Below are 13,740 nucleotides of genomic sequence, written 5' to 3' on the forward strand. Positions count from 1 at the left end.
GTGACTGGCCGGGACGCTTTCACAACAGTGGTGAGACAGCAATACTGTTGCACCTGATCGGTGCACAACCACCGGTGCACGACTGGGGAGGCGAAGCGCTGCCATGACGATGACGACGACGTCGGACACCGACGAGCCGACCGAGCCGACGCTCACGGTCGACGAACTGGCCGCGCGCGCGGGGGTCACCGTCCGCACGATCCGCTTCTACAGCACCAGGGGCCTGCTTCCGCCGCCCGTGATCGGCCCGCGCCGGGTCGGTCACTACGGTGAGGAGCATCTGTCCCGGCTCGGACTCATCGAGGAGTTGCAGCACCAGGGCATGACGCTGGCCGCGATCGAGCGGTACCTGGAACAGCTGCCGCCCGACCTGAGCGCCCACGATCTCGCCATCCACCGCGCGGTGGTCGCCTCCTGGGCCCCCGACTCGGCCGAGGACACCGACCGCGCGGAGCTCGAGCGCAGGGCGGGGCGCCCGCTCACCGATGCGGACCTGAAGCGGCTCTCGGCGATGGGCGTCGTCACGCCGACGGACTTCCCGGGGGCGTACCGCGTCGACCCGGGGCTGCTGCGCCTGGGGGTGCAGCTGCTCGACGTACCCATCGCGCACGAGACGATCCTGGCGGCGCGCACGGTCCTGATGGAGCACACCCGCTCGGCGGCCGTCGAGCTGTCCCGGCTCTTCCGCGACGAGGTGTGGGGCCCCTACCGCGAGCAGGAGTCGGACCCGGAGCACGTGGCGGCGATGCGGTCCCTTTCGGCCCATATGCAGCCGATGGTGGTGCAGGCCCTGGTGACGGCGTTCCAGCGCTCCCTCAAGGAGGAGCTGCGGGAGTGGCTCAAGGAGAGCTGAACCACTCCCATCAGCCACTCCCGTTGAGCCACTCCCGTGCGCCGGTCAGTTGTCGCTGAACTTCTCGCCGTTCTCCGCCTTCTCGACAAGCAGCGCGGGCGGCGTGAACCGCTCCCCGTAGCGGTCGGCCAACTCGACGGCGCGTGCCACGAAGCCGGGCAGGCCGCCTTCGTAGCCGTTGATGTACTGGAGCACGCCACCGGTCCAGCCGGGGAAGCCGATGCCGAAGATGGAGCCGATGTTGGCGTCCGCGACGGACGTCAGGACGCCCTCCTCCACCAGGCGCACGGTGTCGAGAGCCTCGGAGAAGAGCATCCGCTCCTGCATGTCCTCGAACGGGATCTCCGTGCCCGGCTTGGTGAAGTGCTCGCGCAGGCCCGGCCAGAGGCCGGCGCGCTTGCCGTCCACGTACTCGTAGAAGCCCGCTCCCCCGCTCCTGCCGGGACGCTCGAACTCGTCGACCATGCGGTCGATGACGGAGTCCGAGGGGTGCCCGGTCCAGGTGCCGCCCGCCTCCTCGACGGCGCGCTTGGTCTCGTTGCGGATCTTGCGCGGCAGGGTGAGGGTCAGCTCGTCCATCAGGGAGAGGACCTTCGCCGGGTAGCCCGCCTGGGCCGCCGCCTGCTCGATCGACGCGGGCTCGATGCCCTCGCCGACCATCGCGACGCCTTCGTTGATGAAGTGCCCGATCACGCGCGAGGTGAAGAAGCCACGCGAGTCGTTGACGACGATCGGCGTCTTGTTGATCTGGCGTACGAGGTCGAACGCGCGGGCCAGTGCCTCGTCCCCGGTCCGCTCGCCCTTGATGATCTCGACGAGCGGCATCTTGTCGACGGGCGAGAAGAAGTGCAGGCCGATGAAGTCGACGGGCCGCGTGACGCCCTCGGCGAGCTGGGTGATCGGCAGCGTCGAGGTGTTGGAGCAGAGCAGCGCGTCCGGCTCGATGACGTCCTGGATCTCCTGGAACACCTTGTGCTTGAGCGAGGTGTCCTCGAAGACGGCCTCGATCACGGCGTCGCAGCCCGCGAGGTCCTGCGGGTCGGCGGTCGGCGTGATGCGGGCGAGCAGCGCGTCGGCCTTCTCCTGGGTAGTACGCCCCCGCTGCACCGCCTTGGCGCACAGCTTCTCGGAGTAGGCCTTGCCCTTGGCTGCGGCCTCGGCGGAGACGTCCTTCAGGACGACCTCGATGCCCGCGCGGGCACACGAGTAGGCGATGCCCGCGCCCATCATCCCGGCGCCGAGGACGGCGGCCTTGCGGACCGGGCGTGCCTCGATGCCCTTGGGGCGGTTGGCGCCGGAGTTGACGGCCTGGAGGTCGAAGAAGAACGCCTGGATCATGTTCTTCGCGGTCTGACCCGTGACCAGCTCGGTGAAGTACCGGGCCTCGATGGTCTGCGCGGTCTCGAAGTCGACCTGGGAGCCCTCGACGGCGGCCGCGAGGATGTTGCGCGGGGCCGGGTAGGGGGCGCCGTTCGTCTGCTTCTTGAGGTTGGCGGGGAAGGCGGGCAGGTTCGCCGCGAACTTCGGGTTGGCGGGGGTGCCGCCGGGGATGCGGTAGCCCGGCTTGTCCCAGGGCTGCTGGGACTCGGGGTTGGCGTCGATGAAGGCGCGGGCCTTCTCGATCATCTCTTCGCGGGTGGCCGCCACTTCGTGGACGAGGCCGTTCTCCAGGGCGCGCTTCGGGGAGTACTGGGTGCCCTGGAGCAGCACCTTGAGGAGCGCGTCCGCGATGCCCATGAGGCGTACGGTGCGGGTCACGCCGCCGCCTGCCGGGAGCAGGCCCAGGGTGACCTCGGGCAGGCCGATCTTGGAGCCCGGCGCGTCGAGCGCGACGCGGTGGTGGCTGGCGAGGGCGATCTCGTAACCGCCGCCCAGGGCCGCGCCGTTGATAGCGGCGACGACCGGCTTGCCCAGGGTCTCGATACGGCGCAGGGAGCCCTTGATGGCGACGCCCGCCTGGAACGCGTCCTGCGCGTTCTCGGGACCGGCCTGCATCATGTCCTTCAGGTCACCGCCCGCGAAGAAGGTCTTCTTGGCGGAGGTGTAGATGATGCCGCGGATGGAGTCCTTCTCGGCCTCCGCGCGCTCGGCGATCGCCGCGATGGAGTCCTTGAAACCCTGGTTCATGGTGTTCGCGGACTGGTTGGGGTCGTCGAGGACGAGGGTCACGACACCGGTGTCGTCCTGTTCCCAGCGGATGGTGGTGCTTTCGGTCATGTCCGTGTCTCCGTGAGGTCTTTGGGGGCGGGGTGAGCGGCTACTGGGGTGGGTTGTCGCGCTCCGTCGCCGACTGCGGGTCGTGGTGGGTTGCTCGCGCAGTTCCCCGCGCCCCTGAGGAGGCGCGCACTTCGTGCGCCGCTCCTCAGGGGAAAGCGCGGCGAAGCCGCAGCTTTCAGGGGCGCGGGGAACTGCGCGACCAGCCACGACGAACCTGCGGTCGGCGGCATACGACAGCCCCTACGGCGCTTAGCCGGAGACCCGCTCCACGATCGTGGCGATCCCCATACCGCCGCCGACGCACAACGTGGCGAGCCCGTACCGCTTGTCCTGACGCTCCAGCTCATCGACCAGCGTGCCCAGGATCATCGCCCCGGTCGCGCCCAAGGGATGGCCCAACGCAATCGCGCCGCCGTTGACGTTGACCTTGTCCAGGGACAGGCCCATGTCCTTGACGAAGCGCAGGACGACGGCCGCGAAGGCCTCGTTGATCTCGACGAGGTCGATGTCGTCGATGGTCAGACCCGCCTTGGCGAGCGCCTTGCGGGCAGCCGGGGCGGGGCCGGTGAGCATGATGGTCGGCTCGGAGCCGGAGACGGCCGCGGAGACGATCCGGGCGCGCGGGGTGAGGCCGTAGCGCTCGCCGACCTCCTTGGTGCCGATGGCGACAAGCGCGGCGCCGTCCACGATGCCGGAGGAGTTGCCCGCGTGGTGGACGTGGTCGATCTTCTCGATCCAGTGGTACTTCTGCAGCGCGACGGCGTCGAAGCCGCCGAGGTCGCCGATGTCCTTGAAGGACGGCTTCAGCTTGGCGAGCGAGTCGGCCGTGGTGCCGGGACGCATGAACTCGTCGTGGTCCAGGACGACCAGACCGCTGCGGTCCTTCACCGGCACGACGGACTTCTCGAAGCGGCTGTCCTTCCAGGCCGCCGCCGCGCGCTCCTGGGAAAGGGCCGCGTACTCGTCGACGTCACGCCGGGAGTAGCCCTCCACCGTGGCGATCAGGTCGGCGCCGATGCCCTGCGGCACGAAGCCCGTCTCGTAGTTGGTCATCGGGTCGGCGAACCAGGCGCCGCCGTCCGAGCCCATCGGGACGCGCGACATCGACTCGACACCACCGGCGAGTACAAGGTCCTCCCAGCCCGAACGCACCTTCATCGCCGCCATGTTGACGGCTTCGAGACCCGAGGCGCAGAAGCGGTTCTCCTGGACACCCGCGACGGTGTCCGGAAGACCGGCGGCGATGGCCGCGACGCGCGCGATGTCGGAACCCTGGTCACCGACGGGGCCCACGACGCCGAGGACGATGTCGTCGACGGCCGCCGGGTCCAGGTCGGGGAACCGTGCCCGGATCTCGTGGATCAGGCCGACGACGAGGTCGATCGGCTTGGTGCCGTGCAGGGCGCCATTGGCCTTGCCGCGTCCGCGCGGGGTGCGGATCGCGTCGTATACGTACGCTTCGGTGGTCAAGACAGCAGCCTTTCGCAAAAAAGAACTTCGAAGGTGAGGGTCAGGCGAGCAGGGAGCGGCCGATGATCTCCTTCATGATCTCGGTCGTACCTCCGTAGATCGTCTGGATGCGGCCGTCGGTAAAGGCCTTGGCGACGCGGTACTCGGTCATGTAGCCGTATCCGCCGTGCAGTTGCAGGCAGCGGTCGGCGACGCGTTTTTGCAGCTCGGTGGCCCACCACTTGGCCATCGAGGCGTGCACGGCGTCGAGTTCCCCGTTCGAGTGATCGACGATGCAGCGGTCGAGGAAGGTCCGGGTGACCGCGCACTCGGTCGCCATCTCGGCGATCTCGAAGCGGATGTGCTGGAGCTTGGAGAGCGGGCGCCCGAAGGCCTCGCGCTCCTTGACGTACGTCGTGGTGATCTCCAGGAGGTACTCGGCTGCGGCGATCCCGGCGACGGCGATGCCCATGCGCTCCTGCGCGAGGTTCGTCATCAGGTGGATGAAGGCGCCGTCGAGCTCGCCGAGGAGGTTCTCCTTGGGGACGCGTACGTCGTTGAAGAACAGCTCGGCGGTGTCCTGGGACTTCTGGCCGATCTTGTCGAGGTTGCGGCCCCGTTCGAAGCCGTCCGTGCCGCGCTCGACGACAAGGAGGGACAGGCCCTTCGCGCCGCCCTCCTGCGAGGTCTTGGCGACGACGATGACGAGGTCGGCGAGGATGCCGTTCGAGATGAACGTCTTGGAGCCGTTGAGCAGCCAGTGGTCGTCCTGGTCGACGGCGGTGGTGCGGATGCCCTGGAGGTCGGAGCCCGCGCCCGGCTCGGTCATCGCGATGGCCGTGATGATCTCGCCGGAGCAGAAGCCGGGCAGCCAGCGCCGCTTCTGGTCCTCGGTGGCGAGCGATGTCAGATACGGGCCGATGATGTCGTTGTGCAGGCCGAGCGCGAGCCCGGACGTGCCCGCGCGGGTGAACTCCTCGGCGAGGACGGCGCTGTAACGGAAGTCGGCGTTCCCGCCGCCTCCGTACTCCTCGGGCACGGCGAGCCCGAGCAGTCCCTGCTTGCCCGCCGCGAGCCAGGCGTCACGGCTGACGATCCCGTCCTTCTCCCACTCTTCGTAGTGGGGCAGCACCTCCTTGGTCAGGAAGGTGCGGACGGTCTCGCGGAACGCCTCGTGTTCGGCGGAGAAGATCTGTCGCTTCACGTACGGCCTCCTGAAGCCCTAGAGCCAGCCCTTGACGGTTTCGATCGACTTGGCCGGCTCGGGGCCGACGGGAACGACGTTGAGCATGGTGACGCCCGCCTCGCGGAAGGCCTCGACACGCTCGCGGACGTAGCTCTCGGGCCCGCACAACGTCATGAGCTCGCAGAACTCGTCCGGGACGGCGGCCTCGGCTTCCTTCTTCTTGCCCGAGAGATACAGCTCCTGGATGCGCGCCGCCTCCTCCTCATAGCCGTACGCGACCGCGAGGTCGTTGTAGAAGTTCTTCCCCCGGGCGCCCATGCCGCCTACGTAGAGGGCGATTTGCGGCCGGGCCAAATCGCGTGCGGCAGCCGCGTCGTCGCCGATGGCGAGCAGTCCTCCCGCGACCGTCTGCAACGGCCCGAGCGCCGGATCACGCTTCTCCTTGCCCTCGGCGAGCGGGGTACCCCACACCTGGTGGGCCTTCTCCGGGATGAACAGGGTGGGCAGCCAGCCGTCGGCGATCTCAGCGGTCATGCGCACGTTGGCGGGGCCCAGGGAGGCGACGTACAGCGGCACTTCGGAGCGGACCGGCTTGGTGAGGATCTTGAGCGGCTTGCCCAGCTTGCCGCCCTTCTCCTTGGGCAGCGGCATGTCCGTGACGCCGTGGTGGTCGATGACCTCACGGCGCAGGATGCGGCGGGTCAGCTCGATCGCCTCACGGGTGCGGGCCAGCGGCTTGTCGTACGGCTTTCCGTGCCAGCCCTCGACGACCTGCGGGCCCGACGCGCCGAGCCCGATGATCGCCCGGCCGCCGGAGATGGCGTCGAGTCCGGCGGCCGTCTGGGCGATGAGGGCGGGGGTGCGCGAGTAGACGTTGAGGATCGCGGCGCCGATCTTCATACGCTCGGTGCGCGCGGCCAGGTAGCCCATGATGGTGGGCGAGTCGAAGCCGTAGGCCTCCGCCACCCAGACGGCGTCCAGACCGGCGGACTCCAGGGCCGCCAGTTCGTCGGCGGCCTGCCGCGGGTCGCCCGCGTAGGCGAGAGGTGCGGAGATCTCCATCAGCTGTCTTCCTTCGTGGTGGTGCCCCTGAGGGCCGGTACGTCCCAGTCGCGGGCCACGTCCTCGGTGTCCGCGCCCGGCTGCGCGGGGCCGCCGCGGACGTCCGTCGGGGTCGCGGAGAAGCGGGGCGCGGGGGCGGGCTGGGTGATGCCTCCGTGGTCGACGAAGGTGCCGCGGGCGGCGAGATGGGGGTGGCCGGGGGCCTCGGACAGCGAGAGCACGGGCGCGACGCACGCGTCGGAGCCCTCGAAGACGGCCGTCCATTCCTCCCGAGTCCGCGCCTTGAAGCGGGCGGCGACCGCCTCGCGCAGCTCGCCCCAGCGGGCCAGATCCTTGCGCGGGGGCGCCTCGCCGGCCAGACCGAGAAGCTCGATGAACTCGTCGTAGAACTGCTGCTCTAGGGCGCCGACGGCCATGTAGCCGCCGTCGGCGGTCTCGTAGTTGCCGTAGAACGGGCAGCCGCCGTCAAGGAGGTTGGCGCCGCGCCGGTCCTGCCAGCCGCCGGCCGCGAGCATGCCGTGGATCATCGACGTGAGGTGTGCGGTGCCGTCGACGATGGCGGCGTCCACGACCTGGCCCGTGCCGTGCTCGCGCGCGTGGTGCAGGGCCGCGAGGATGCCGACGACGAGGTAGAGCGAGCCGCCCGCGTAGTCGCCGACGAGGTTCGCGGGGACCGTGGGCGGTTCGCCGGGGTTGCCGATCATGCCGAGGGTGCCGGTGATCGCGATGTACGCGATGTCGTGCCCCGCGCGCTGGGCGAGCGGCCCCTCCTGTCCCCAGCCGGTCATCCGTCCGTAGACGAGCTTCGGGTTGCGGGCGTGACAGGTGAGAGGCCCGATACCCAGACGCTCGGCGACGCCGGGGCGGTACCCCTCGATGAGGACGTCGGCGCGGTCGACGAGGTCGAGGACGCGGTCCGCGCCGTCCGCCGCCTTGAGGTCGACGATCACGGAGCGTTTGTTGCGGTTGGTGATGTCGTACTCGGGATTGACCGCGAGAGTGCCGCCCCCAGGCCGGTCGACGCGTACGACGTCGGCCCCGAGGTCGGCGAGGAGCATGGCCGCGAACGGGCCGGGACCGATGCCCGCCAGCTCGACCACACGCACCCCGGCAAGCGGCCCGTGAACGTTCTTGCCCGGCACTGCCATTGAGCCCCCAGCGCTATGACACAACTGATGTAACACCAGTGATGCTAAGAACGTGTTCCACTCCGCACAAGACCCTAGCAAGCAAGCGCTTAGACAAATTGGGGGACGGTCCGTGTGGCGCCACCCGCCTCGCACGCTAGCCTCGGCCCCCGACATCGGCGCGCGGCGCACGGCAGAGAGGTGCCATGACCAGTCAGAGCGGCAACGGCAGCAGCAGCGGCAAGGAGCGTGCGGCGGACCGCACGTACGACATCGTTCTCTTCGGAGCGACCGGTTTCGTCGGCGTGCTCACCGCGGAGTACCTTGCCGCGCACGCGCCCGACGGGCTGCGCTGGGCGATCGCGGGGCGTGACACCGGGAAGCTGGAGCGTCTGCGGGAGCGGCTCGCCGAGACCCACCCGGCCTGCGCGAAACTCCCGCTCGTCCGCGCCGACGTGGCGGACCCGGCGTCCCTGCGGGAAATGGCAGGCCACGCGCGCGTGGTGGCCACGACCGTCGGCCCCTATCTCACGTACGGCCAGGAGCTCGTCGCCGCGTGCGCGGAGGCGGGCACGGACTACGTGGACCTCACCGGTGAGCCGGAGTTCGTCGACCTCATGTACGTGCGGCACGACGCCCGCGCCAGGGAGACCGGCGCACGGCTCGTGCACTCCTGCGGCTTCGACTCGGTCCCGCACGACCTGGGCGCGTACTTCACGGTGCGACAGCTCCCGGAGGGTGTGCCGCTGCGCGTCGACGGGTTCGTGCGCAGCAACGCGACGTTCTCCGGGGGTACGTTCGCGTCCACGCTCACCCAGCTCTCCCGGGGGCCGCAGATGCTGGCCGCCGCGCGGGACCGGCGCCGGCACGAGCCGCGCCTGGCGGGCCGCAAGGCGTACGCGCCGCCGAGCGCGCCCCGTTACGCGGGCGAGGTCGGCGCCTGGGCCCTGCCCCTGCCGACGATCGACCCGCAGGTGGTGCAGCGCTCGGCGCGGGCCCTCGAACGCTACGGGCCCGACTTCCGCTACCGGCACTACGCGGCCGTGAAGTCCCTGCCGTTCGCGGTGGGGGGCGCGGCGGCCGTCAGCGGTCTGGTGGCAGCGGCGCAACTGCCGCCCGCACGGCGGTGGTTGTCGTCCCGGATGAAGCCGGGCGACGGACCGAGCGAGCAGCGGCGCGCGAAGAGCTGGTTCTCCGTGCGCTTCGTCGGCGAGGGCGGCGGCAAGCGGGTGTTCACGGAGGTCTCGGGCGGTGATCCGGGGTACGACGAGACGGCGAAGATGCTCGGCGAGGCGGCCCTGTGCCTGGCGCTCGACGACTTGCCGCCGGTGGCCGGGCAGCTGACCACCGCCGTGGCGATGGGCGACGCGCTGACGGCGCGGCTGACGGCGGCGGGGCTCAGATTCCGGGTGGCGGCGTCGCGTTAGCCGCGTCGGCGGTCGCCTCGCGCAGGGCCGCGCGGCACAGGGCGTCCGCGCGGCGGGTCGTCTCCGGGAGGCGGTAGCGCGGCGTCAGGCGGAGCGTGTGGGCACAGGCGTTGTCCAGGCTCACGCGGTGGCCGACGGAGACGAAGACCGGCTTGACGTCCTCGCGGGTGCGCAGAGCGCGGCCGATCTCCTCCGCTCCGTCGAGGAGCGGTGCCGCGCTCGCCCGCGGGGTGCCCGGGGCCTCGTACGTGAAGGTGAAGGGGTTCTTGGCCACGCCGATCGTGGGCAGTCCTGTGAGGACGCCGAGGTGGCTCGCGAGGCCGAACCTGCGGGGATGCGCGATGCCGTAGCCGTCGCAGACGACGAGGCCCGGGTCGGCTTCGAGCTTCTCCAGGGCGGCGAGGACGGTGGGGATCTCACGGAAGGCGAGCAGACCCGGCACGTACGGGAAGGCCACGCGGCCCACCGCGGTCACCTCCTCGACGACGTCGAGTGTCGCGGCGTCCAGGACGACGAGCGCCGCGGCGACGATGTCGCGCTCGTCGTCGTAGGCGACGTCCACTCCCGTGACATGCCCGGTGCCCGGCCGCGGGCCCTCCTCGTCGAGCACGACCCGGGCGCGGAGACCGTCCTGTACGGCGCGGGCGGCCGTCTCGTCGGCGGGCCAGTCGGCGGGCGCGTGGGAGGTCGTCATTTGGTCGCCGGCTCGGCCGTCGCCTTGGTCGTCGACTTGGCCGCCGCGAACTTCCAGATGAACGGCTCGCCGTTCTCCTGGGACCAGTGGACCTCCAGGTCCTTCGCGTCCTTGGGGACCAGGTAGGTCTCGCACAGGACGTGGGACTCGCCCTGCTTCCAGCCCTTGATGGACGAGGGGGCCTCGCAGCCCGGCGCGTGGTCGGCGGCGCCGACGATCAGGGTCCCGCGCCTGCCGTCCGCCCAGACCCTGGCGGGTTGGCTGGCACGCGGGTTCTGCGTGAGGGTCGGTCCTGATTCGTGCGTGTACTTCACGTGGGCGACGGCCGGGATCAGGCCCTTGGCCAACTTGGGTTCCGCCACCATCTTCGCGGTCTCGGCCTCCGTGCCCAGTTCGACCTTCTGCGCGGTGACGTCGTAGACGACGGAGACGAGGCCCTCGTTCGCCTCGCCGGTGGCGCTCTCGCCGGTGCCGCGCACCCCGCCCTTCGACGTGCCCGCGGAGTCCTTGTCGCCGTCGCCACCGCCCCCGCAGGCGGTCAGCGCGAGGGCGAGCACGGCCACGGGCGCGGCGACGCGCAAAGCGGTCTTCCTGTACAGCAAAGCGATCTCCCGGCGGAAATGGGGCGGCCACGCACCACGAAGTCGCCCCATGGAGCGACCGGTTGAACGATCAGGATAGAGCGAACACCCCGGAGCGCGGCCACGCCCGGCGGGCCGCGGCGGTAGCCTCGCGATCATGTTCGTTCTCGAATTGACCTACACCGCGCCCGTGGCCGCCGTCGACAAGGAGCTCGAGGCTCACGTCGCCTGGCTCGACCAGCTCTACGCGCAGGGCGTCTTCATCGCGTCGGGGCGCAAGAATCCGCGCGACGGCGGCGTGATCCTCGCCGTGGCCGACGACCGGGCGGCGATCGAGAAGATCGCGGCGGGCGACCCCTTCGTGCTCGCGGAGGTCTGCGAGTACCGCATCACCGAGTTCATCGCCACGAAGACGGCCCCGGAACTCGCCCCCTACCGGCAGGACCCGGTCTAGCCCCACCGGCAGGACCCCGTCTGGCCCCACCGGCAGGAGCTGAGCCGCTCTAGTCCCGCTCCCAGCGTGCGACGCGGCCCTTCTCGCCGGACGCCCAGCAGGTCAGGGCCCGCGTGCAGTCCACGGTGTCGTACGACCCCGTGTCCACCGTCCGCCAGCTGCGCCCGCCGTCCGACGTGACGTCCGTGCCGGTCGGCCCGACCGCGAGCGCACCCCGGCGGCTGCCCGGCAGCCAGGCCACCCCCGACCGGTAGGCGGGCGGGGGCTGCGTGGCCGTCGTCCAGGTGCGGCCGCCGTCGCCGGTGGTGGCCGCGGCCTTCGGTGAGGGCTGGTCGGCGCGGTAGTCGCCGCCGACCGCGATGCCGTGCGTACGGTCGCGGAAGGCGAGGCCGAAGACGCCGCGGGCCGGGTCACCCGCAGGGATCGGCGCGTCGGTGGCCGTCCAGGTGCGGCCCCTGTCTGCTGAGTGCAGGACCCGTGCGCGCGCCGCTCCGCCGGTGGCCAGCCACACGTCGCGGGAGCCGGAGCTCACCAGGCACTGCCCGCTCGCGGCGAATCCCGACTCGCCCTCCTGAGCGGCGGGCATGCCCTTGTCCGGCAGGACCTTCCAGGAGCGGCCGCCGTCGGCGGTGGACAGGATGCGGTACTTGCCGTCCACCGGGTCGCTCATCGCCAGGCCGTGGCCGCGGTCGAAGAACGTCATGCAGTCGTAGAAGGCCTTGGGGTCGGTGTTGCGGAAGGACTCCGTCCAGGTCGCTCCGCCGTCCGACGTGCGAAAGACCCGCGAAGCCTCGCCCTCGCCGATGGCGAGGACCACCGCGCGGCGGCCGTCGAACGCCTCGATGTCGCGGAACTCCAGTTCCGCGGCTCCGGGCGGTGAGACGTTCCGCCAGCTTCCGCCGCCGTCCGAGGTGCGCAGCACGGTGCCTTTCGTGCCGGCCACCCAGGCGGTGTCGTGACCGACGGCGGCGAGACCGCGGAAGCGCGCGTCGGTGCCGCTGTCCTTGAGATCCCAGCCGCCGCCCCGCTGCGAACCGCTCTCCGGGGCCTTGGGGGCCGCCTGCGCGAGCCCTGGAGCGGCCAGTGCCGTCGCGGCGAGAGCCGCCCCGCACAGTCCCACCGATATCGCGCGTCCCACGGACCGCGCCCCTCTCGTCTTCCCCAGAGACCTCATGGCGGGCGAAGTTACCACCGGAACACATGATTCCCTCCGGGATTTCTGTGAAGACGGTGAAGAGCACGCGGTGACCGAGGTCACTCTGTGTTCGCGTGCACGGATTCCGTCATTCCGACGTCTATGCAAGTACCGAACCGAGTCATCCAGCCGTCAGTGAGGGAGCAGGCGTTGTCCACCAGCATCGAGCAAGCCGTAGAGGCCCGCCTCGTCGCCGCCGCACCGCGGATGTCGACCATTCCCGCGACGCTGCACTACGACCGGGGCGATCCGTTCGCCGTCCGGATGAGTTTTCCCGCCCCGGCGACCCTGGAGGGCGTCGAGGTCTACTGGACCTTCGCCCGCGAGCTGCTCGCCCAGGGCATGGAGCGGGCGGTGGGCGACGGCGACGTCCGCGTGCGGCCGTACGGCTTCGACCGCACGGTCGTGGAGTTCCACGCCCCCGAGGGCACCGCGATCGTCCACATCCGCACCGGCGAGATGCGTCGCTTCCTGCAGCGCTCCCTGGACCTGGTGCCCACCGGCGACGAGCATCTGCACGTCGACCTGGACCAGGACCTCGCCGATCTGATGCGGGACGCCTGCTGAACCGCCGTCCCAGCTGCCGTCCGCGGCATCACCGGGCGAGCAGCGAGTTCAGCTCCCCGTAGTCGAGCCCTCCCGCCAGGGATGTGTACGTCCCTTCGGCGAGCAGCTCACGCGCGGCCTCGCGCACGACGGCGTGCGCTGCCTGCGCCATACCCGCGCCCACGCTGATCCGCGCGACGCCGAGGTTGGCGAACTCCGCGACCGGGGGCGCACCGGGCCCCGCCATCACGTTGAGCGGCCCGCCGACGCCCGCGACGAGTGCCTTCACCGTCCCCGGGTCCACGACCCCCGGCACGAAGATCCCGTCCGCTCCGGCGGCGAGGTACGCGGCCGCCCGCTCCAGGGTCAGGTCGACGCGGTCCGCCCCCTCCCCCACTCCCCGCAGATACGTGTCGATGCGCGCGTTGACGAACAGCGGCACGTCCGCCGTGTCGGCAGCCGCGCGGGCCGCCGCGATGCGCTCCGCCTGCCCCGCGACCGTGCGCAGCGGCGCGCCCTCCTCGTGCAGCGCGTCCTCGATGTTCACGCCGACGGCGCCCGCGGCGAGCACCTGCGCCACCGTGCGGGCGACGCCCGCCGGGTCCGCCGCGTAGCCGCTCTCGATGTCGGCGGTCACCGGCACCCCGACGGCGGCCGCGATCCGGGCGACCGCGCCGAGCGCGCGGTCCCTGCCGAGCCGGTCGCCGTCCGCGGCGCCGAGGTCCCACGCGACACCGGCGCTCGTGGTGGCGACGGCCGCGGCCCCGGCGGCCTCGACGATGCGGGCACTGGCCACGTCCCACGCGTTCGGCAGCACAAGCGGCCGTCCCGGGATGTGCAGGGCGCGGAACTTCAGGGCGTGATCGCGAAGGTCGGTCATCGTCATACGGACACTCAACCAGCGCCGCGTGAACGGGAGCTGGCGAAATTCCGCCATGTACGTCCGTAT

At 71.0% G+C, this 13,740-nt stretch carries 13 protein-coding genes; 4 read left to right on the forward strand and 9 right to left on the reverse strand.

Translation table 11 applies throughout. From position 1 onward, the window contains the following. Positions 1 to 109: 109 nt before the first annotated feature. Positions 110 to 853: a MerR family transcriptional regulator gene (locus ACFQ7F_RS22520; protein ID WP_383273152.1), complete on the forward strand. Its 744-nt coding sequence runs from the start codon at positions 110 to 112 to the stop codon at positions 851 to 853. A gap of 45 nt (positions 854 to 898) precedes the next feature. On the opposite strand, the gene ACFQ7F_RS22525 is transcribed toward ACFQ7F_RS22520, so the two are convergent. From ACFQ7F_RS22525 to ACFQ7F_RS22545, 5 genes are all read right to left on the reverse strand, one after another. After that, positions 899 to 3,070, reverse strand: a complete 2,172-nt coding sequence (locus ACFQ7F_RS22525; protein ID WP_383273093.1) for a 3-hydroxyacyl-CoA dehydrogenase NAD-binding domain-containing protein — start codon at positions 3,068 to 3,070, stop codon at positions 899 to 901. Positions 3,071 to 3,319: 249 nt separating this feature from the next. Then, positions 3,320 to 4,540 (reverse strand): acetyl-CoA C-acetyltransferase, encoded by a 1,221-nt coding sequence (locus tag ACFQ7F_RS22530; protein ID WP_383273095.1) that lies wholly within the window; start codon positions 4,538 to 4,540, stop codon positions 3,320 to 3,322. 40 nt (positions 4,541 to 4,580) lie between these two features. Continuing rightward, positions 4,581 to 5,723, reverse strand: a complete 1,143-nt coding sequence (locus tag ACFQ7F_RS22535) for an acyl-CoA dehydrogenase family protein (protein ID WP_383273097.1) — start codon at positions 5,721 to 5,723, stop codon at positions 4,581 to 4,583. Positions 5,724 to 5,741: 18 nt separating this feature from the next. Next, positions 5,742 to 6,767, reverse strand: coding sequence for an LLM class F420-dependent oxidoreductase (locus tag ACFQ7F_RS22540; protein WP_383273099.1), 1,026 nt, complete (start codon positions 6,765 to 6,767; stop codon positions 5,742 to 5,744). Further along, positions 6,767 to 7,915, reverse strand: a complete 1,149-nt coding sequence (locus tag ACFQ7F_RS22545; RefSeq protein ID WP_383273101.1) for a CaiB/BaiF CoA transferase family protein — start codon at positions 7,913 to 7,915, stop codon at positions 6,767 to 6,769. Before ACFQ7F_RS22545 ends, ACFQ7F_RS22540 begins: the two co-directional genes overlap by 1 nt. Positions 7,916 to 8,100: 185 nt before the next feature. On the opposite strand from ACFQ7F_RS22545, the gene ACFQ7F_RS22550 reads away from it, so the two are divergent. Beyond that, positions 8,101 to 9,321, forward strand: coding sequence for a saccharopine dehydrogenase family protein (locus tag ACFQ7F_RS22550; protein WP_383273103.1), 1,221 nt, complete (start codon positions 8,101 to 8,103; stop codon positions 9,319 to 9,321). Here the strand turns inward: ACFQ7F_RS22550 and nfi are convergent. Both nfi and ACFQ7F_RS22560 read right to left on the reverse strand, forming a co-directional pair. Beyond that, entirely contained in the window at positions 9,293 to 10,015 is a 723-nt protein-coding gene (gene nfi / locus ACFQ7F_RS22555) for a deoxyribonuclease V (RefSeq protein WP_383273105.1), read from the reverse strand. The genes ACFQ7F_RS22550 and nfi overlap by 29 nt on opposite strands. Beyond that, the gene (locus ACFQ7F_RS22560) at positions 10,012 to 10,617 is read right to left on the reverse strand and encodes a hypothetical protein (RefSeq protein ID WP_383273107.1); all 606 of its coding nucleotides are present in this window, start codon (positions 10,615 to 10,617) and stop codon (positions 10,012 to 10,014) included. The genes nfi and ACFQ7F_RS22560 overlap by 4 nt, the downstream gene beginning before the upstream one ends. 136 nt (positions 10,618 to 10,753) lie before the next feature. On the opposite strand from ACFQ7F_RS22560, the gene ACFQ7F_RS22565 reads away from it, so the two are divergent. Next, on the forward strand, positions 10,754 to 11,050 hold the full coding sequence (locus ACFQ7F_RS22565; RefSeq protein ID WP_383273109.1) for a YciI family protein: 297 nt from the start codon (positions 10,754 to 10,756) through the stop codon (positions 11,048 to 11,050). Between the two features lie 49 nt (positions 11,051 to 11,099). On the opposite strand, the gene ACFQ7F_RS22570 is transcribed toward ACFQ7F_RS22565, so the two are convergent. Beyond that, complete coding sequence (locus ACFQ7F_RS22570) at positions 11,100 to 12,224, reverse strand: WD40/YVTN/BNR-like repeat-containing protein (protein WP_383273111.1); 1,125 nt, start codon at positions 12,222 to 12,224, stop codon at positions 11,100 to 11,102. Between the two features lie 171 nt (positions 12,225 to 12,395). Here ACFQ7F_RS22570 and ACFQ7F_RS22575 point away from each other — a divergent pair, with 171 nt between their 5' ends. Further along, a complete protein-coding gene (locus tag ACFQ7F_RS22575; RefSeq protein ID WP_383273113.1) occupies positions 12,396 to 12,812 on the forward strand; it encodes an SsgA family sporulation/cell division regulator in 417 nt (138 codons plus the stop codon). A 28-nt stretch (positions 12,813 to 12,840) separates the two neighbouring features. On the opposite strand, the gene ACFQ7F_RS22580 is transcribed toward ACFQ7F_RS22575, so the two are convergent. Beyond that, positions 12,841 to 13,671 carry an isocitrate lyase/phosphoenolpyruvate mutase family protein gene (locus ACFQ7F_RS22580; RefSeq protein ID WP_383273154.1) on the reverse strand — a complete coding sequence of 277 codons (831 nt, stop codon included), beginning with the start codon at positions 13,669 to 13,671 and terminating at the stop codon, positions 12,841 to 12,843. Positions 13,672 to 13,740 lie beyond the last annotated feature (69 nt).

The sequence above is a fragment of the Streptomyces sp. NPDC056486 genome, from assembly GCF_042795295.1.
Lineage (GTDB): Bacteria > Actinomycetota > Actinomycetes > Streptomycetales > Streptomycetaceae > Streptomyces.

Coding starts and splice junctions, on each gene's coding strand:
- ACFQ7F_RS22540 (WP_383273099.1), bottom strand. CDS start 6,767: ATGGAGATCTCCGCACCTCTCGCCTACGCGGGCGACCCGCGGCAGGCC.
- ACFQ7F_RS22565 (WP_383273109.1), top strand. CDS start 10,754: ATGTTCGTTCTCGAATTGACCTACACCGCGCCCGTGGCCGCCGTCGAC.
- nfi (WP_383273105.1), bottom strand. CDS start 10,015: ATGACGACCTCCCACGCGCCCGCCGACTGGCCCGCCGACGAGACGGCC.
- ACFQ7F_RS22545 (WP_383273101.1), bottom strand. CDS start 7,915: ATGGCAGTGCCGGGCAAGAACGTTCACGGGCCGCTTGCCGGGGTGCGT.
- ACFQ7F_RS22520 (WP_383273152.1), top strand. CDS start 110: ATGACGACGACGTCGGACACCGACGAGCCGACCGAGCCGACGCTCACG.
- ACFQ7F_RS22550 (WP_383273103.1), top strand. CDS start 8,101: ATGACCAGTCAGAGCGGCAACGGCAGCAGCAGCGGCAAGGAGCGTGCG.
- ACFQ7F_RS22570 (WP_383273111.1), bottom strand. CDS start 12,224: ATGAGGTCTCTGGGGAAGACGAGAGGGGCGCGGTCCGTGGGACGCGCG.
- ACFQ7F_RS22580 (WP_383273154.1), bottom strand. CDS start 13,671: ATGACCGACCTTCGCGATCACGCCCTGAAGTTCCGCGCCCTGCACATC.
- ACFQ7F_RS22525 (WP_383273093.1), bottom strand. CDS start 3,070: ATGACCGAAAGCACCACCATCCGCTGGGAACAGGACGACACCGGTGTC.